This is a genomic window from Algicella marina (assembly GCF_009931615.1).
GTDB lineage: Bacteria > Pseudomonadota > Alphaproteobacteria > Rhodobacterales > Rhodobacteraceae > Algicella > Algicella marina.
The window spans coordinates 2,395,826-2,411,823 of the sequence record NZ_CP046620.1 but is presented as its reverse complement, the minus strand read 5'-3'; the positions used below and the strand labels follow the sequence as shown (position 1 = coordinate 2,411,823).

General features: G+C 63.9%; 19 protein-coding genes. 6 read left to right on the top strand and 13 right to left on the bottom strand.

Annotated features, from left to right (window positions below):
• The first annotated feature begins 60 nt into the window (after nucleotides 1-60).
• On the top strand, nucleotides 61-963 hold the full coding sequence (locus tag GO499_RS11960; protein WP_161862394.1) for a DUF1206 domain-containing protein: 903 nt from the start codon (nucleotides 61-63) through the stop codon (nucleotides 961-963).
• An 8-nt stretch (nucleotides 964-971) separates the two neighbouring features.
• On the opposite strand, the gene GO499_RS11955 is transcribed toward GO499_RS11960, so the two are convergent.
• The 5 genes from GO499_RS11955 to GO499_RS11935 form a co-directional block, all read right to left on the bottom strand.
• On the bottom strand, nucleotides 972-1,655 hold the full coding sequence (locus tag GO499_RS11955) for an AraC family transcriptional regulator (protein WP_284154711.1): 684 nt from the start codon (nucleotides 1,653-1,655) through the stop codon (nucleotides 972-974).
• A gap of 74 nt (nucleotides 1,656-1,729) precedes the next feature.
• Complete coding sequence (locus GO499_RS11950) at nucleotides 1,730-2,071, bottom strand: hypothetical protein (protein ID WP_161862392.1); 342 nt, start codon at nucleotides 2,069-2,071, stop codon at nucleotides 1,730-1,732.
• 28 nt (nucleotides 2,072-2,099) lie between these two features.
• A complete protein-coding gene (locus GO499_RS11945; protein ID WP_161862391.1) occupies nucleotides 2,100-2,396 on the bottom strand; it encodes a putative quinol monooxygenase in 297 nt (98 codons plus the stop codon).
• 11 nt (nucleotides 2,397-2,407) lie between these two features.
• Nucleotides 2,408-3,004: a class I SAM-dependent methyltransferase gene (locus GO499_RS11940; protein WP_161862390.1), complete on the bottom strand. Its 597-nt coding sequence runs from the start codon at nucleotides 3,002-3,004 to the stop codon at nucleotides 2,408-2,410.
• Between the two features lie 73 nt (nucleotides 3,005-3,077).
• Nucleotides 3,078-3,521 carry a MarR family winged helix-turn-helix transcriptional regulator gene (locus GO499_RS11935; RefSeq protein ID WP_284154710.1) on the bottom strand — a complete coding sequence of 148 codons (444 nt, stop codon included), beginning with the start codon at nucleotides 3,519-3,521 and terminating at the stop codon, nucleotides 3,078-3,080.
• Between the two features lie 70 nt (nucleotides 3,522-3,591).
• On the opposite strand from GO499_RS11935, the gene GO499_RS11930 reads away from it, so the two are divergent.
• Both GO499_RS11930 and GO499_RS11925 read left to right on the top strand, forming a co-directional pair.
• Nucleotides 3,592-3,948, top strand: coding sequence for a DUF1428 domain-containing protein (locus GO499_RS11930; protein ID WP_161862389.1), 357 nt, complete (start codon nucleotides 3,592-3,594; stop codon nucleotides 3,946-3,948).
• A 3-nt stretch (nucleotides 3,949-3,951) separates the two neighbouring features.
• Nucleotides 3,952-4,599 (top strand): glutathione S-transferase family protein, encoded by a 648-nt coding sequence (locus tag GO499_RS11925; protein ID WP_161862388.1) that lies wholly within the window; start codon nucleotides 3,952-3,954, stop codon nucleotides 4,597-4,599.
• A gap of 82 nt (nucleotides 4,600-4,681) precedes the next feature.
• Here GO499_RS11925 and yihA read toward each other — a convergent pair whose 3' ends face one another.
• The 5 genes from yihA to ttcA all read right to left on the bottom strand — a co-directional run bounded on the left by yihA (nucleotide 4,682) and on the right by ttcA (nucleotide 11,167).
• A complete protein-coding gene (gene yihA, locus GO499_RS11920; RefSeq protein ID WP_161862387.1) occupies nucleotides 4,682-5,338 on the bottom strand; it encodes a ribosome biogenesis GTP-binding protein YihA/YsxC in 657 nt (218 codons plus the stop codon).
• Nucleotides 5,339-5,537: 199 nt separating this feature from the next.
• On the bottom strand, nucleotides 5,538-6,272 hold the full coding sequence (locus tag GO499_RS11915) for an MOSC domain-containing protein (RefSeq protein WP_161862386.1): 735 nt from the start codon (nucleotides 6,270-6,272) through the stop codon (nucleotides 5,538-5,540).
• Entirely contained in the window at nucleotides 6,273-8,096 is a 1,824-nt protein-coding gene (yidC, locus tag GO499_RS11910; protein ID WP_161862385.1) for a membrane protein insertase YidC, read from the bottom strand. It abuts the gene before it with no gap.
• Nucleotides 8,097-8,209: 113 nt separating this feature from the next.
• Nucleotides 8,210-10,249 (bottom strand): putative bifunctional diguanylate cyclase/phosphodiesterase, encoded by a 2,040-nt coding sequence (locus tag GO499_RS11905; protein ID WP_161862384.1) that lies wholly within the window; start codon nucleotides 10,247-10,249, stop codon nucleotides 8,210-8,212.
• Nucleotides 10,250-10,339: 90 nt separating this feature from the next.
• Nucleotides 10,340-11,167, bottom strand: a complete 828-nt coding sequence (gene ttcA, locus GO499_RS11900; protein ID WP_161862383.1) for a tRNA 2-thiocytidine(32) synthetase TtcA — start codon at nucleotides 11,165-11,167, stop codon at nucleotides 10,340-10,342.
• Nucleotides 11,168-11,245: 78 nt separating this feature from the next.
• On the opposite strand from ttcA, the gene GO499_RS11895 reads away from it, so the two are divergent.
• The gene (locus GO499_RS11895) at nucleotides 11,246-11,611 is read left to right on the top strand and encodes a VOC family protein (protein WP_284154709.1); all 366 of its coding nucleotides are present in this window, start codon (nucleotides 11,246-11,248) and stop codon (nucleotides 11,609-11,611) included.
• Between the two features lie 47 nt (nucleotides 11,612-11,658).
• Here GO499_RS11895 and GO499_RS11890 read toward each other — a convergent pair whose 3' ends face one another.
• On the bottom strand, nucleotides 11,659-12,975 hold the full coding sequence (locus tag GO499_RS11890; RefSeq protein ID WP_161862381.1) for a PDDEXK-like family protein: 1,317 nt from the start codon (nucleotides 12,973-12,975) through the stop codon (nucleotides 11,659-11,661).
• Nucleotides 12,976-13,474: 499 nt separating this feature from the next.
• Here GO499_RS11890 and GO499_RS11885 point away from each other — a divergent pair, with 499 nt between their 5' ends.
• The gene (locus GO499_RS11885; RefSeq protein WP_161862380.1) at nucleotides 13,475-14,707 is read left to right on the top strand and encodes an MFS transporter; all 1,233 of its coding nucleotides are present in this window, start codon (nucleotides 13,475-13,477) and stop codon (nucleotides 14,705-14,707) included.
• A gap of 107 nt (nucleotides 14,708-14,814) precedes the next feature.
• Nucleotides 14,815-15,312, top strand: coding sequence for a DUF1353 domain-containing protein (locus GO499_RS11880; RefSeq protein ID WP_161862379.1), 498 nt, complete (start codon nucleotides 14,815-14,817; stop codon nucleotides 15,310-15,312).
• 18 nt (nucleotides 15,313-15,330) lie between these two features.
• On the opposite strand, the gene yidD is transcribed toward GO499_RS11880, so the two are convergent.
• Nucleotides 15,331-15,552: a membrane protein insertion efficiency factor YidD gene (yidD, locus tag GO499_RS11875; RefSeq protein ID WP_161862378.1), complete on the bottom strand. Its 222-nt coding sequence runs from the start codon at nucleotides 15,550-15,552 to the stop codon at nucleotides 15,331-15,333.
• Nucleotides 15,549-15,968, bottom strand: a complete 420-nt coding sequence (gene rnpA / locus GO499_RS11870; protein ID WP_161862377.1) for a ribonuclease P protein component — start codon at nucleotides 15,966-15,968, stop codon at nucleotides 15,549-15,551. The genes yidD and rnpA overlap by 4 nt, the downstream gene beginning before the upstream one ends.
• Nucleotides 15,969-15,998 lie beyond the last annotated feature (30 nt).

Sequence of the window (15,998 nt, the reverse complement as noted above, 5' to 3'; positions counted from 1 at the left end):
GAACTCACGCGGATGTGAGGCATTGGGTTGGCACCAGTGTCCTAGCAACGGAGTGACCCAATGGCCGATTTCAGGCGCCTTTCGATTGACTCCGATTCCACGCGGGCCGACATACTCCGAAACCTCGATCCCGAAGATTTCGCATGGGCGGTGCCGATCATGCGGGCGGGTTATGCCGGACGGGGGCTGGTGTATCTGGTGGTGGCGGGTGTCTCGCTCTGGTCGATCTCGCAGGGTGGCGAGGCGGAGGGCACGTCGCAGGCGCTGGACAAGTTGCAGGGCGGGCTGGGCTTCGCGGTGGTCGGACTGATTGTGCTGGGCATGCTGGCCTATGCCGTCTGGCGGGCGGTGGACAGTTTCTGGGATCTGGAAGCCTATGGCACCGATGCCAAGGGGCTGGTGGCGCGGGCGGGAATGGTGGCGACGGGCACAGCGCATTTCGGCATCGGCGTGCTGGCGCTGGCGGTGCTGATCGGGCGCAGCGGCGGCGGTGGCGGCGGCATGGGCGAGATGCTGGACCGGGTGATGCAGGCGCCGGGCGGGCGTGTGGCGGTGGGTGTGGCCGGGCTGCTGACAATCGCGGCGGGGATTTATTACCTGCACAAGGCGTTTACCGAGGGCTATCGCGACCATCTGTGCGCCAACAGGTTTACCACACATTTCAACATCGGCCTGAAGGCCGGGGTCGCGGCGCAGGGCGTGGCGGTGACGATCATCGGCGTGCTGATCGCCTACGCCGCGCTGACGGCGACAGGCGAGGAGGCCGGCGGAATGGGCAGCGCGTTCGAGTGGTTGCACGCGCAGGCCTACGGGCGAGTGCTGGTGGCGGGCCTGTGTTTCGGGCTGCTGGCGTTCGCATTCTTCTGTTTCGTCAACGCGGCCTACCGGATCATTCCCAAGGCGGCGGGCGACGATATCGAGACACTGGCGGCGAAGCTGACGGCCAAGGCGCGCGGGGCCTGACGGCCGGGTCAGCGGAAGCTGGCGCGGTATTGGCTGGGGGTCTTGCCGGTGAGGTCGCGGAAGGCGGCGTTGAAGGCCGACAGCGAGGTGTAGCCGACATCCAGGGCGATCTGCGTGACCGGGGCGTCGCTCTCCGCCAGCAGTTCGACGGCGCGGAGGATGCGGATGCGGCGCAGGCTTTCGCGCCAAGTCATGCCCATTTCGGAGGCGAATTTGCGCGCCAGCGCGCGGGGCGAGTGGCCGGTGGCACGGGCGATATCCTCAAAGGACAGGGGGCCTGCGGCGCGGGCCTCGGTGAGGGCGAGCGCGCGGGCAAGCGCGGGCGAGGCCGGTGCGGGCAGCACGCAGGGGCTGGGGGTTTCGGCGAGGACGAGGGCGACTTCGGCGAGGGTGCGGAACAGGGTTTCGGCATGGGGTGTCAGCGGCGCATTGGGGCCGAAGGGGCGGCAGGCGCGGATGAGTTCGCGGGCCAGGGGCGAGATGTCGAAGACGGTCAGCGCCTCGGGCGGGGCCGCGCAGAAGTCGGGTGCGAACAGGACGGAGGCCGAGGTGAGGCGCGAGAGTATGGTGATGGTGACGGGCTGGTCCGCGCGGATCAGCGCGGCGCGGGCGGGCGGCAGCGACCAGCGCTTGCCGTCAGCCTCCAGCCGCAGGGTGCCTTGCAGCGCGTAGAGCAGGTAGTGCCGGTCCATGCGGAATTCGGCGGGGGCGGCGGGCTCGAAGCTCTTGTGAAAGCAATAGGCGGGGGGCTGCATCTGGTGCGCGGTCAGGGATCGCGGGGCGGGTTTGATTTGAGCGGCGGCAGCCCGTTGCGCTGACGCCGCATTGCCGACCGCATCTCGGCAGAAAAAAGGTAGTGATGTGTGTCGACATACTCTCCGCGCATCCGGCGGGCGTGGATGTCCTTATTGATCTCTCGTTCGATTTTAGCGACGCGCCGTCGGTTCTCCAGATCGCCGGCACCGTTGAGATAGACATACCGCGGGACAGAATCCTTGGAACATCTGCTCAGCAACTCGTCGATGGCCCGGCGACGACGGGACCACGGCCAGCGCAGGGCGTGGGCGAGGCGGGCGAGGGGGGATTTGGGTTTGCCGTCTGTCGTCATGGCCGCATCCTCGGCAATTGCGCTGTTGTCAGTCTACGGCCTCGATCAGGGTCGCGTCAAAGCGCTTGCTGACGGGTGGGGCTGTCATCAGCGGGCGGAGGGTGCGGCCCGTCTCGGCGAATGTCGGCGAGGTGGTGTAGGCGGCAAAGGCTTCGGCGGACTGCCATTCGTGCAGGATGCCGATGCCGGTGGTGCCATCCGCGAAGGGAGTGAAGGCGATGCAGCCGGACATGGCGCGGACGGTCGCCGCCTCGGCGCGGAGGGTTGCGATGGCGGTGAACCGATCGGCGGCGGACGTGGTGAAGGTGACGTGGGCGATGAACATCGGGGTGCCTTTCAGGGTTTGGTGAAGATGTAACCGAGGCTGGTGCGGGCGGGCGGGCCTGCGGGGAAGCGGCGGACGCAATGGAGCGTGAGCCCCGCCGCTTCGGCGAAGGCGATGATTTGCGCGGCGCTGTACCAGCGGTGGCGAAAGCGCAGCCAGATCAGCCAATTACACCAGTGGGGGCGCGACACGACGAGGTAGAGGCGGCCGCCCGGCGTGAGGGCGGTTGCCAGCGCGCCAACGGCTGTATGAGCGTCGGGACAATGTTCGATGACATGGGCGGCGAGGATCGCGCGCCAGCGGGGGGCCGGCGGCAGCGACGCGAGCGCGTGGCAGCGGCATTCGGGGGTGATGCCGCGCGTCCGGAGCGACGCGGCGGCGCGGTCGAGCATGTGGCGCGATGGATCGGCGAGGGTGATGCCCTGGCTGCCGCCCTCCGCCACCCAGGCGCGGGCAAAGGCGCCGGTGCCGGTGCCGATGTCGAGCACGGGACCGGCGGCGAGTGTCTGGCCACGGAGCATGGCGCGATAGGCCGCCAGATAGCCGAGGCGGGCGATGTCGGCATCCCAGCGGGCGGCGGCGGCGTCATATCGTGCGGTCAGATCCATGCGCCGAGGCTAGGGGGTGCGCCGGTGGCGTGCCAACGCCGGACGGTCAGGTTCGCGCGTGCAACGGACAGGTTCAGGCGATCTCCACAAGGCCGGTGCGAAGATCCTCCGGCAGGAGGCTCGTCAATTTGGCGTCGATCCGGTCATGGGTGGCCCGCCAGATCGGTAGTGCGGCCTTCAGCGCCTCCCGGCCAGCGTCTGTCAGGTGCAGGCGGCGGGCGCGGGCGTCCTTTGCGTCACGCGCGGACGTGACGAGGCCGCGCCGCTCCAGAGGTTTCAGCGCGGCGGTGAGGGTTGTGCGATCCATGCTCAGCAGCGGCACCAGATCCGAGATGCGCGGGCCATGCGGACGGTTGAGTGACATCAGCAGCGAAAACTGGCCATTGGTCAGGCCGGCCGGGCGCAGAGCCTCGTCGAAGACGCGGGCGAGGCTGCGGGCGGCGCGTTGGGTGTAGAGGCAGATGCAGCGGTCGCGTACTTCGTGGGTGGCGGAAAGTGGCAGATCAGGGTCCATCATGTCGATAATGTTGATATCAACGTAAATCGGTGTCAAGCTTATACGACGAATCGCAACAGGGAGATGTGTGATGGCTTACGTTTCAGGATTTCTGCTGGCCGTGCCGAAAGACAACAAGCAAGCCTACAAGGAGATGGCCGAGCAGGCCTGGAAGATTTTCCAGGACTACGGCTGTTTGTCCATGCAGGAGAACTGGGAAGACGACGTGCCTGACGGCAAGGTGACCTCCTTCCCGATGGCGGTGAAGCGCGAGGAGGGCGAGGCCGTTGTCTTTTCGTGGATGACCTGGCCCGACAAGGAAACGGCCCAGAACGGCTTCCAGAAGATGATGGAAGACCCGCGGATGGAGGGGATGTCGCAGATGCCATTCGACGGCATGAGGATGATGTGGGGCGGGTTCGAACCGCTGGTTACACTGGAGGCGTGAACGATGACGATCACCGTTGCAACATTCGCCTGGGTGCCGGAGGTGGCACGAGGCTACGTGAAGGATCTGCGGGTGCGGTGGGCGCTGGCGGAGGCCGGGCTGGACTTCGAATTGCAGCTTCTGGGCGAGGGCGAGCCGGATGGCGACGCCTATCGCGGCTGGCAGCCGTTCGGGCAGGTCCCGGCCTATCGCGACGATGAGGTGCAACTGTTCGAGAGCGGGGCGATCCTTCTGCGGATCGCCCGGCAGGCCGACGCTCTCGCCCCGAGGGACGCGCAGGAGGCGGCTGATATCGAGGCGTGGATGTTTGCGGCGCTGAATTCGGTGGAGCCGAAGATCGACGCCCTCGTCCACCCGGGCATCTTCCACGCGGGCGAGGACTGGGTGGCAGGCAGCCGCCCCTCGGCCGAGCGGCTGGTCGACCTGCGGTTGAAATCTCTGGGGCGATGGCTGAAGGGGCGTGATTGGCTGCTGACGCGGTTCACGGTGGCCGATATCTGCATGGCCACGGTGTTGCGGTCACTGGAGGGCGAACCGGTGATCGGGCGGCATCCGGTGGTGGCGGCCTATCTGGAGCGGTGTCTTGCGCGCGACGGCTTCCGGACGGCGCTGGCCGGGCAACTGGAGACATTCGGGGCGGATGCGGCGTGACGGCCCCGTAGAGGCGTGGTCGCGGGCTGACCGGTTGGCCTATGGGGCATTTGGTCGGCCATGCGCTGCCGCTGCTGCGTGACTACTCTGATGCCAGCCGGGCGATGGCGGCCCGGAGGGTGGAGATGCCGGAGCCTTTCTCGGAGCTGGTCAGGATGATCTCCGGATAGGCGGCAGGGTGTTTCGCGAGGGCTTCGCGGACTCCCTGCAGGATCTTGTCGAGTTCCGAGCTCTTGGGCTTGTCGGTCTTGGTCATCACCACCTGGAAGGTCACGGCCGCGGAGTTGAGGAGTTTCATGATCTCCTGGTCAACCTCCTTGACGCCGTGGCGGCTGTCGATCAGCAGGAAGACGCGCCGCAGCGTGGCGCGGCCTGACAAATAGGCCTTCAGCAGGCGCTGCCATTTTTCCACAACCTTGACCGGGGCCTTGGCATAACCGTAGCCGGGCAGGTCGACGAGGTAGAGATCGGCCAGCGTGAAGAAGTTGATCTCCTGCGTACGACCGGGGGTGTTGGAGGCGCGGGCGAGGCCCTTGCGACCCGTGAGCGCGTTGATCAGGGTCGACTTGCCGACATTGGAACGGCCGGCAAAGCAGACTTCCAGCCTGTCGGCCGGCGGCAGGCCGTCCATCGCCACCACGCCTTTGAGAAACTCCGAGTTCTGCGCGAACAGGTGGCGGCCGGCCTCGGCATCTGGTGTGTCGGGCTCTTCGGCGATGGAGAAAAGGTTTGCGGACATGGGGCGAGCTTTGAATCGAGCCGCTGCGCGGCGTTGCTTTTGAGCTTCCTGGTTTTGCATTGCAAAACCCGGAAGCGGCGTTCAGGGCGCTAAGAAGGCCCGGCCGGGGGCCGGACCTGTCCCAAGCGTATGTGAGTCGTTCCGCGCGTCAAGGCCGAGCCGCTTCGCGGTGCTTCGCAGCCCTGACCCGCGGAACGACTCACGGAAGGGGTTCGACGGTGTCTCCGGTTTGGAGCGATCCGGATCTGGTGACCTCGGCGAAGACGCCGAAATCGCGGTGGCCCCAGTTCTGTTCCAGCAGTTGCAGGGTATCGGTGTCGCGTTCGCCGGTGGCCGGATCGGCATGGGTGGCGGTGCAGCGGGTGATCGGTTCGGTTATGCGCAGTTCGGCATCGCCGATTCGCAGGTGTTTGCCCACCCAGTCGAATTCCTCCCAGGGCTTGCCACCCTCCAGCCAGAGATTGGCGCGGAAGCGGGCGCGGGCCATCGGGTGGCCGGCGGCCTTTGACAGTGCGTCGAGAGAGGACTGGCTGAGGATCGAAAGCCATGGTGCGGCCTGGTCGGTCATGCCTTCCGGAGCGGCGACGAGGCGGTCGGGGGCGGCGCGGCCCGGATCCGCGAGCGGCGCCAGCCACGCGATCAGAGCCCCGGCATCGGCGGGCAGGGTGACGGTGATGTCGGGCTGGTCGGGATGGCGGAGGGTGATGGCATCGCCGCGGGTTTCGCAGGTAATCGCCATCAGCCGGGGCGAGCTGGCGCCGCGGATGAAGTTGCGGCAGGCGGCCCAGCCTTGCGGCCCGGCCTTCGCCGCCTCGTGGGCGACGGCCCAGAGCCTGTCGCCGGCGAGGCGCTGACCGGCTTCCAGCGTCGCGCTGTCCAGATCCTCGACGCCTATGGCCTTGATCGGATAGCGCGAGATCTGGGCGAGGCGCATCTAGTCGGTGCTCTTGTCGCGCCGGAAGCTGGCGATGATGTTGCCGAACACGTCGGGCTTCGCCCCCTGGCTGCGCATGATCGTGTATTGCTGGATGAAGGTGATGATGTTGTTCGCCGTCCAGTAGAGGACGAGGCCGCTGGCGAAGGTGCCGAGCATGAACATGAACACCCACGGCATCCAGCCGATGATCATCGCCTGTGTCTTGTCGGGCGGTGCGGGGTTCAGCTTTTGCTGCATCCACATGGTGACGCCCATCAGGATCGGCAGGACGCCGATGGAGAAGATCGCGAACAGGCTGCCTGGCTCCGGCGGGGTGAAGGGCAGGAGGCCGAAGAGGTTGAGGACGGAAGAGGGATCGGGGGCCGAGAGATCCTGGAGCCAGCCGAAGAACGGCGCGTGACGCAGATCGATCGTCACGAAGATCACCTTGTAGAGCGAGAAGAAGATCGGAATCTGCACGAGGATCGGCAGGCAGCCGGAGGCCGGGTTGACCTTCTCCTTCTTGTAGAGCGCCATCATCTCCTGCTGGAGCTTGACCCGATCGTCGCCCGCGCGTTCCTTGATCTTCTCCATTTCCGGCTGAAGCATCTTCATCTTCGACATCGAGACGTAGGATTTGTAGGCCAGCGGGAAGAGCAGGAGTTTCAGCAGCAGGGTCAGGGCGAGAATGGCGAGGCCCATGTTGCCGATGGTGAGGTTGAGGAAGTGGAGGGCGCGGAAGATCGGCTTCGTCAGGATCGAGAACCAGCCCCAGTCGATCGCATCGACGAACTGCCCGATCTCCAGATCGCGCTGGTAATCGCGCAGCTGGGCGAATTCCTTGGCGCCGGCGAAGAAGTGGGAAACGGTTTCGGCGGTAGCGCCCGGGGCGATCTCCACCACGTTGTAGCGCAGTTCCGTCTGATATGTGTCGTTGCCGGGCGTGTATTTGGCGACGGAGGTGGCGGGGGTGTTGTTGGGAGCGACGAGGGTCGCCATCCAGTAATGGTCGGTGAAGCCTATGTAGCCGGTTTCGCTGATCCGGGTCTTCTGGGCGGGGGCCCGTTCCAGCGGGTCGATGTCGAAGTCCCTGAGATCGTCGTAATCCTCGCTGGTAGACAACTCGCCGTCGGCAGCGCCGATCAGGCCTTCGTGGAGAACGAAGAAATTCAACTGGTCCGGTTCGCCCTGACGGGCGAGGATGCCATAGGGGAACATCGAGACGGCTGTCTCGGCGGTGTTCTGCACCGTTTGCGAGACCGTGAACATGTAGTGGTCGTCGACGGCGATGGTCTTGGTGAAGATCTGGCCCTGGCCGTTGTCCCATGTCAGGCGGACGGGGTTTTCGGGGGTGAGCGCGCCCTCGCCCTCGCGCTGCCATTCGGTGGTGGCGCCGGGGACGGCATCGCCGGAGAGGCCGCCCGCACCGGCCCAGCCGTGCACGGCATAGAAGGCACCGGGGGCACCGGCGGGCGAGAGGTAGGTGACGATCGGGCTGTCGTCGTCGATGGTCTCGCGGTATTCGAGCAGCGACAGGTCATCGATCCGGCCGCCGCGCAGCGAGATCGAGCCTGTCAGGGCCGGGGTTTCGAGTGCCACGCGCTCCGTGCGGGAGACCGCCTCGGCACGGGTTTCGGCGGGGGTGGCGGGCAGCGAGCCCGGAACCTGCGGAGTGCTGCCGGAGGCTGGGGGCGTGGCGGTGCCGTCGACGGCAGCGGTGTTGGTGCCTTCTTCCGTCGGCACGCCTTCCTGCACTTGTGGCGGGAACACGAGAAACCAGACGAGAATGACCAGGAAGCTCAACGCCGTCGCCAGAATCAGGTTCTTGTTCTGATCGTCCATCGGGGACTCCACACCTCTTTTCACTGTCGTCTGCGTTCAACAGGGATGGTGGCCAAAGGTCAAGGGGTGGAATTGCGCGACACGGCCTGCTGCCCGGACCGCCGGACGGCCGATCAGACGGCGACGGAGCGTGGACCGCGGGAGTTGCCGGATTGCGCACGATAGGTGTGCAGCCAGTCGCCCGTCTCCTCAAAGGGCATAGGCTTGGCCAGAACATAGCCCTGGATGCTGTAGCAGCCGATGCTGCGGAGTGCGGCGATCTCCGCTTCCGTCTCGACGCCCTCGGCCAGAACCTCCAGCCCGAGATTTCGCGCCATGTGAAGCATGATGGAGACCATCTGCTGGTTGTCGCTGCGCTTGTCTATGTCGGCGATGAAGGATCGGTCGATCTTGATGCGGTGGGCATGGAAGCGGCGCAGGCCGGTGATGGAGGCAGAGCCGGTGCCGAAGTCGTCCAGATCGATTCGGAAGCCGGCGGCGGAAAGGGCACGGACGTTGCGGACGATGGGATCGTTGTCATCCTCCACGTGGATGTTTTCCAGAACTTCGACGGCGATCCTGTCGGGGGTGATGCTGTCCCGTTCCAGCGCCCATTTGAGGATGTCGGGCAGCTTGCGGTTCTGCAACTGGGTGCGGGAGAAATTAAGGCCCAGCTGGGCGATGTTGTGGCCCTGCTCGTCCCACGACCTGAGTGCGCGGATGCCCTGTTCGAGCATCGCCTCGCCAAGCAGATCGTCCAGCCCCAGTTCCTCGGCCAGCGGCAGGAACAGGCCGGGGGAAAGAAAGCCCCGCGTGGGGTGATACCAGCGAACCAGCGCCTCGAAGCCGGTGATGCGGCCGGTGCGCAGGTTGGCCTGCGGCTGGAAGTGGGCCCGGAGTTCGCCGTTTTCCAGCCCCTTCTTCAATTCCTGCGCCAGTGTCTTTTGCTCCCTCCGCCTGACATGCATCTCCGGTGCGAAGCGCTGGTGCCGGCTGTCGCTGCTGCGGAAGGCGCTGTCCTGCGCGGCCTGAACATTCGCCAGCACTTCGTCCGGCGTCTCCGAGCCATCGGGGCAGTAGAAGCCGGTGGACAGGCGCACCTGGATGCGATGGGCCTTGACCGCGATCGGCGTGGCGAAGTCTTCCTCCAGCCGGGTGATGCAGCCGGGTATGTCCGTGGCCTGCACTTCATTGTCGCGCAGGAGGATGAACTGGCCCTGGCCCAGATGGGCCAGGTACTGCCCGGCGTGGCCGTTCTGCTGCAGGCGCTCGGCGAGCACGTTGAGCAGATCGCTGGTAAAGGTTCCGTCCAGCAACAGGCGGGAATGGGTCAGTGTCTGGAAGTGGATCAGAATGGCAAGGCTGCTGCCGCTCGAACCCGGTGTGAGGAGGGCTTCAAGGTGGCGCAGCAACGCGCGTTCGTTTGGCAGGCCCGTGATCGGATCCCGGTTGGTGGAGCGTTCAATCTCCGCCTCGACCTTGGAAATGTGATCCTCCTGCTCCGTGACCCGATTGGCGAGCGGGCCGAAGAAGTAACGCCCCATGAGAAACAGCATGAAGAGGGTGATGCCGACATTGACGCTGTCGATCGTGAGGGCAAGCCGGTGCGCGGCTCGGATCTCCCCGCTCGCCGCCGTGCGGGTGCGCTGGATCACGGGCGAAAGTTGCCAGTCACGCAGGGCGCTCATGCGTTTGAGGACCTGAGAGAGCGTTGCATCATCGGTAGCGGCGAGCAGGGTATCGGTGAGAGTGGTGAATTCCTCCATGCCGTTCATGAGCAATCCGATATCGCGGGTGAAGGTCGAAGTGGCATGATCCTCGGCGAAAAAGCGGTCAGCCAGCGGCATGGTGCCATGGATCTGCGTGTGACGTATGCCCTCGAGCAGGGTCGACAGGCGCGACTGGAGCAGTCGGACATCGGTTTCGAGCTCGTTGCGGACGCTTCTGTTGGAGAAGGGGACGCGCAGGTTTTCGGACCCGGACAGTCGTTCGCCCTTGGCGATGATGCGGTACGTCACCTCCACCTGCTGGCCGATGCTTTCGTTGATGAACGTGTAGTAGCGCGCGTGCTCGAGCCGGGTGATGAGCATCCCGTAAAGTGTGATCATGAAGGCCGAGAGAACGATCAGGGCGATCACGTAGTTCGGAACGGTTCTCTTTGCGGATCTGCGCACGCGATCTTTCCCGTCATGAGGTCCGGCGGGGATAGACGACAATGTGCTAAGGCCGGGTAAAGGGCCGCAAATTTGCGGGTCGTGGCTGCGTTACGAGCCGCGCGTGAGGGCGGCGAAGTCGAACTGGGCCGGATCCAGCAGATGGCTGGGATTGGTGTTTGTGAGCGCGCGGAAGATGACCTGCCGGCGGCCCGGGTGGTTCTTCTCCCACCCGTCGAGCAACTGCTTGATCTGCTGGCGCTGCAATCCGTCCTGGCTGCCGCAGAGGTCGCAGGGGATTATCGGGTATTGCATGGCTCGGGCGAAGCGCTCGCAATCTTCCTCGGCCACATGGGCGAGGGGGCGGTAGACGAAGAGATCGCCTTCGTCATTCACCAGTTTCGGCGGCATGGCCGACAGTTTGCCGCCGTGGAACAGATTCATGAAGAACGTCTCCAGCACGTCGTCGCGGTGATGGCCGAGGACGACGGCGGAGCAACCTTCCTCGCGCGCGATGCGGTAGAGGTGGCCGCGGCGGAGGCGAGAGCAGAGCGAGCACATCGTGCGGCCCTGCGGGATCTTGTCCACCACGACGGAATAGGTGTCCTGATATTCGATCCGGTGCGGCACGCCGCGTTCTTTCAGGAAGGCGGGCAGGACGGTGGCAGGGAAGTTCGGCTGGCCCTGATCGAGGTTGCAGGCGAGGATATCCACCGGCAGGAGCCCGCGCCACTGCAGCTCGTGCAGGATGGCCAGCAGCGTGTAGCTGTCTTTCCCGCCGGAGAGGCAGACGAGCCAGCGAGCGCCCTTCTCGACCATGCCGTACTGCTCGATCGCCTCGCGCGTCTGGCGCACGAGGCGTTTACGGAGTTTCTTGAACTCCGTCGAGGTGGGGGCGCCGCGGAACAGCGGGTGGATTTCATCGGCATCGTCAAGCATGGTGCATGGGATAGGGCGCGGTGCATTTGCGCGCAAGGGGATTGAAGGGGAGAGGCGATGCAACTCGGGGCGTTTTCAGTGAGCCTGGCGGTCAAGGATCTGGAGGCCTCGCGGGTCTTTTACGGCAGGCTGGGCTTCGAGGTGTTCGCCGGGCAGGCGGAGCACGGCTACCTGATCCTGAAGAACGGGGAGCATCTGATCGGTCTGTTTCAGGGCATGTTCGAGCGCAATATCCTGACGTTCAATCCGGGATGGGACCAGAGCGCCGGCGAGGTGTCCGGGTTCGAGGACGTGCGGGACATTCAGGCGCGGCTGAAGGCCGAGGGGGTGGAGATCGCGCAGGAAGCCGACCCGGAGGGCGACGGGCCCGCAAGTTTCGTGGTGGTGGACCCGGACGGCAACCCGGTGCTGATCGACCAGCATGTTGGGCGGCCGAAGGGGTGAGGTTTGGATGGGTATTAAATGAATGTTCGATAAATACTATTAGTGTATTACTCTTTGTTCGTCTCGTATTTGACAGATGTTTTAAAAGACCAAAGAGCATCAGCAACTTCCCTGATCTCTTTCCTGAATTCTTTCAGTATGAATTTTATCGCGGTTGCAATTTGCTCCTGATCATGTACGTCATCTATTTTGGAATAGTTTTTCTTGAAAAATTTTGAGTATCGACGGCCTTCGTCGGCCGCACCACTCTGGAATCCGATACGCAGACTGCTGTTGTGTTTGAGAACGCTCTGGATGGCGTTGATCATGTCAGAACGGACGTTGTGATCGCTGATTGGGCCCACTTCGGCGATAAGTCTAATTTTTCCTGATGTGCCATCACCTTCAACTGTCAACTGCAGCCACATTATCAGAGGAAACTTCATCCACCAATTTTCACAGCCGATCCTAAAAGATTTGTCTTCGCCAAGTGCTTCATACCAGCTTTGGGGAAGGAAACTGAAATGGGTCGCATCGGAACGATGGAAAACAAGTTCATCGCCTTCGACCTTTGCTATGTCTCCGCTTTTAAGATCTGCGCCGAAAACCAGGTCGCAGGCGGAAGAGAAGTCCGTTGCCTTCCCGTGCTCAATGATAAAGTCCAGAACGCGCCGGTGATCGCGATAGAGCTGCCTAGCGATTTGCTCCATTTTTTGCTGTTCTTCACTCATGCCAGAAGCTTCCTTTATTACTTCTAGATAATGCTTCAAAAATGTTTCTACTTCGGTAGTCAGCGGGTGCCTTCCCAGCAATACTTGCTGTTCCAATATGTCGCAGATATTTCCGTACTGGATTGTGGCGTAGCTCGCGTTTTCAGGCTCTTCGTCCCAGAGGGATAGAAAGATGCCTTGAATATGTGGGAAGTCATTTTCACCAAAGACTTTTCGAACAGATTCCAGATAACGCGTCAGTTGATTTGTGTGTTGTCGACTATCGAATTTGTTTTCGATTAGAAAGATCCATTTATTGCTTGGATTGATCAGGAGGACGTCGATATGTTGCCACTCGCGTCGCACCTCCGTACCCATCATGTCAGCCTGAGATACATTTAAAGCCGATGGCTGCTTTGCCACGTCGTGACCTCGTAGCGCCTGCGAGACAAAAGCTTTTAGAAACTTGTCTCCGAGACCGTGCGTTTCTTGAGGGTCAAGTAGCCAAGCGAGAATGGCAGAATGACGAATTTCCATTCTTGTCATTCCCATAGTCTTGATCGGATTGAAATTCGAAAGATGTGCCCGGATAGTATCGACGTCTGGGTTGTTAACAAAAAGGCTTTCTAGGTCATCCAAGGTGGGGATAGCCTGCGACGCAGAGTCAATATTCATTAGCAAATCTCAACAAATGCTTCTCTAAGTAATGCGCTTACAGCGCCTGAGGTTCGTTCCTAACTAAAAAATGGCAGTCTGATCACCCTAGTGGTTTTTCATGTCAGTAGCGATAGCGAGGTATGCGGCGTTTTCATCCCGCGCGACAGGGTTCGGGCAGTACCTTGTGAAATCTCCGCGATAATCCACGAGTTCGTCCGAACTGACAACCTTAGCGCAGGCATGAATGAATTTGGGCCGTTCATGGCTGAACACTGAACTTGATCCGAACTAAAACCGTTCTTGTTTGAGGCCCGAGGTGGTCGCGTTTGAGAGAGTATTGCCGCGAGACCGAAGAAGAAGGCGGCAGGATTGATGACTGGCGGTGGTGGAAGACGGCTCGCCCGCCCACCCCGCCCTCCACCCGCGGCGGGCCTGATGGCGCGGCCCGCCGGCTGGCCGTATCGTCCGTGAAAACTGTCGCTGGTAAATCGGTGCGGGAGCGGGCACTTGTTGCGGCATGTCCTATTCCACGACCTCCGAGCCGGTTCATGACAGCCGTTATTCCTGGGTGCGCCTTGGCGTGACGCTGGCGATTGCCTGCGTGGCGAATGTGGGGATGTGGGCGGTCATTCTGGTGATGCCGGGGATCGAGGCGGAGTTCGGGGTGGGGCGGGCGGTGGCCTCGATGCCGTATACGCTGACGATGGTGGGGTTCGCGTTGGGCAACCTGCTGATCGGTCGGATCGTGGACCGGTTCGGGGTGACGGTGGCGCTGTGCGGCGCTGCGGTGGCCTCTGCGCTGGCTTATGGTGCGGCGATGATCTCGGGCAGTTTCGTATTGCTGGTGGCGGCGCATCTGCTGCTGGGGCTGGGCACGGCGGCCGGGTTCGGGCCGCTGATTGCCGATATCTCGCACTGGTTCCAGCGGCGGCGAGGTATCGCGGTGGCACTGGTGGCGAGCGGCAACTACCTTTCGGGCGCGATCTGGCCGATGCTGCTGCGCGACGTGCTGGCGGATGAGGGATGGCGGGCGGCCTACGGGGTTTTGGCGGTGGCCACTCTCGGCATCGTGATCCCGCTGTCGATGCTGTTGCGCCGGCGGGTGCCGGAAGAGGCACAGGGTGCGGCGGCGGCACGGGCGGCGCTGAACGCACGCTCCTCCGGGTTCTCGCCCAGGATGTTGCAGTACATGCTGGGGCTGGCGGGCATCGGCTGCTGCGTGGCGATGAGCATGCCGCAGGTGCATATCGTCGCCTATTGCGTCGGTCTTGGCTACGGGCCGGCGGTGGGCGCGGAGATGCTGTCGCTGATGCTGGCGGGGGGCGTTGTGAGCCGGATCATCTCCGGCCTCGTCGCCGACAGGCTGGGCGGCGTGCGGACGTTGCTGATCGGTTCGGTCCTGCAATGCATCGCCCTGTTTCTGTACCTGCCGTTCGACGGGCTGGTGCCGCTGTACGTCGTCAGTCTGATCTTCGGGCTGGCGCAAGGCGGGATCGTGCCGAGCTACGCGCTGATTGTGCGGGAATTTCTGCCGGCGCGGGAGGCGGGCGCGCGGGTGGGATTCGTGATGATGATGACGATCTTCGGCATGGCGCTGGGCGGCTGGATGTCAGGTTGGATCTATGACTTCAGCGGCTCCTACGCGCTGGCGTTCATCAACGGGATCCTTTGGAACGGGCTGAACATCGCGGTGATGTGCGTGCTGCTGATGCGCGGGCGACGGGGCGGACCTGTAGCGCATCCGGCTTAAGAAAAGCTTCATGGCAGGGCAGCGTGCGGTGAAAAGGTTTCATTGCCCGGCGGCGGTGCGGCTGGCACACTGGGAGCCTTCCTGACAGTGCTGACCGAGGTATCCCCATGTTCCGCGACCCTGCGTTGCTGCCCGACCCCTTTCCAGATGTCCTGCGCCCGATCGCCTGGGCCGCGCCGCGCGACCACCTCGCGCTGATGCGGTTGCGGCGCGGGCTGGCTGCGGCGGAGTTCGTCGTCGGTGTGCCCTATCGGCTGAGCTACCGGATGGTTGGTGAGGTGCGGGCCCGGATCGTCGAGGTGCCTGCCGGTTTCGTGACCGACCTCTCCACGGTGCCGTGGCCGCTGCGGATGCTGATCGGCCCGGTGGGGCGGCATCTGGAGGCGGCGGTGGTGCATGATTACATGGTCTTGCACAGCGACGGGGCCGGAGAGACGGCGCGGCGGCGGTTCGCGGACGGGCTGATGCTGGCGCAGATGACGGAGGCGGAGTGCTGGCTGCGCTGGCCGATCTACGTGGCGCTGCGGCTGGCCGGGAGCCGTAGGCCTACGCGGGTGGACCGGGCGGTGATTGCGGAGGTGCCGGCGGCGACCTGCCGGGCATGATCCGGCCGGCGCGGGCGGTCAGTCCGGCACATTGTCGATGCCGCTCGGCCCCCACGGATGGCAGCGAGCGAGGCGGCGGAGGGTGAGCCAGCCGCCCTTCAGGCCGCCGTGTTTCTCCAGCGCTTCGAGGGCATAGGCCGAACATGTGGGATGAAACCGGCAACTGCGCCCGAGCCAGGGGCTGCCGATGAGGCGATAGGCGCGGACCGGCAGAGAGAGGAGCCAGGCGAGCGGTGTCATTCCCCGTCACCATGGATGCGGGCGAGGGCACGGGCGAGATCGGCGCAGAGGTCGGGGAAAGGGCGGCTGGCAGTGACGTCGCGACGGCCGATCAGGACGTAATCCCAGCCCCGTCTGCCACCCGTTTTCAGTACTTCGTGGGCCGCGGCACGCAGGCGGCGTTTGGCGCGGTTGCGGGCGACGGCGTTGCCGACCTTTTTCGAACAGGTGTAGCCGATACGCACTTCGGTAAGAGCGATCTCATCCGCGCCGCGCTGTCGGGCCTGTAGGATGAGGCCGGGTGCGGACTGCTTGCGGGCGCGGGCGGCGGCGAGAAAATCCCGACGGGCCGTGAGCGTGCCGACCGATGCGACAAATGCATCAAGCCCGCCGGAGCGGCCCTGTTCGGGCGCATCTGGCGGGCCTGATTGTGCCATGTGCTGGATCATCCCCTGTCGGCGGGCATG

What these genes read in the sequence shown, in the direction of transcription:
- GO499_RS11925 (WP_161862388.1), top strand. Translation starts at nt 3,952, where the DNA reads ATGACGATCACCGTTGCAACATTCGCCTGGGTGCCGGAGGTGGCACGA.
- GO499_RS11960 (WP_161862394.1), top strand. Translation starts at nt 61, where the DNA reads ATGGCCGATTTCAGGCGCCTTTCGATTGACTCCGATTCCACGCGGGCC.
- GO499_RS11890 (WP_161862381.1), bottom strand. Translation starts at nt 12,975, where the DNA reads ATGAATATTGACTCTGCGTCGCAGGCTATCCCCACCTTGGATGACCTA.
- GO499_RS11940 (WP_161862390.1), bottom strand. Translation starts at nt 3,004, where the DNA reads ATGGATCTGACCGCACGATATGACGCCGCCGCCGCCCGCTGGGATGCC.
- yidC (WP_161862385.1), bottom strand. Translation starts at nt 8,096, where the DNA reads ATGGACGATCAGAACAAGAACCTGATTCTGGCGACGGCGTTGAGCTTC.
- ttcA (WP_161862383.1), bottom strand. Translation starts at nt 11,167, where the DNA reads ATGCTTGACGATGCCGATGAAATCCACCCGCTGTTCCGCGGCGCCCCC.
- GO499_RS11880 (WP_161862379.1), top strand. Translation starts at nt 14,815, where the DNA reads ATGTTCCGCGACCCTGCGTTGCTGCCCGACCCCTTTCCAGATGTCCTG.
- GO499_RS11935 (WP_284154710.1), bottom strand. Translation starts at nt 3,521, where the DNA reads ATGATGGACCCTGATCTGCCACTTTCCGCCACCCACGAAGTACGCGAC.
- rnpA (WP_161862377.1), bottom strand. Translation starts at nt 15,968, where the DNA reads ATGGCACAATCAGGCCCGCCAGATGCGCCCGAACAGGGCCGCTCCGGC.
- yidD (WP_161862378.1), bottom strand. Translation starts at nt 15,552, where the DNA reads ATGACACCGCTCGCCTGGCTCCTCTCTCTGCCGGTCCGCGCCTATCGC.
- GO499_RS11915 (WP_161862386.1), bottom strand. Translation starts at nt 6,272, where the DNA reads ATGCGCCTCGCCCAGATCTCGCGCTATCCGATCAAGGCCATAGGCGTC.
- GO499_RS11945 (WP_161862391.1), bottom strand. Translation starts at nt 2,396, where the DNA reads ATGTTCATCGCCCACGTCACCTTCACCACGTCCGCCGCCGATCGGTTC.
- yihA (WP_161862387.1), bottom strand. Translation starts at nt 5,338, where the DNA reads ATGTCCGCAAACCTTTTCTCCATCGCCGAAGAGCCCGACACACCAGAT.
- GO499_RS11950 (WP_161862392.1), bottom strand. Translation starts at nt 2,071, where the DNA reads ATGACGACAGACGGCAAACCCAAATCCCCCCTCGCCCGCCTCGCCCAC.
- GO499_RS11930 (WP_161862389.1), top strand. Translation starts at nt 3,592, where the DNA reads ATGGCTTACGTTTCAGGATTTCTGCTGGCCGTGCCGAAAGACAACAAG.
- GO499_RS11955 (WP_284154711.1), bottom strand. Translation starts at nt 1,655, where the DNA reads ATGGACCGGCACTACCTGCTCTACGCGCTGCAAGGCACCCTGCGGCTG.
- GO499_RS11885 (WP_161862380.1), top strand. Translation starts at nt 13,475, where the DNA reads ATGTCCTATTCCACGACCTCCGAGCCGGTTCATGACAGCCGTTATTCC.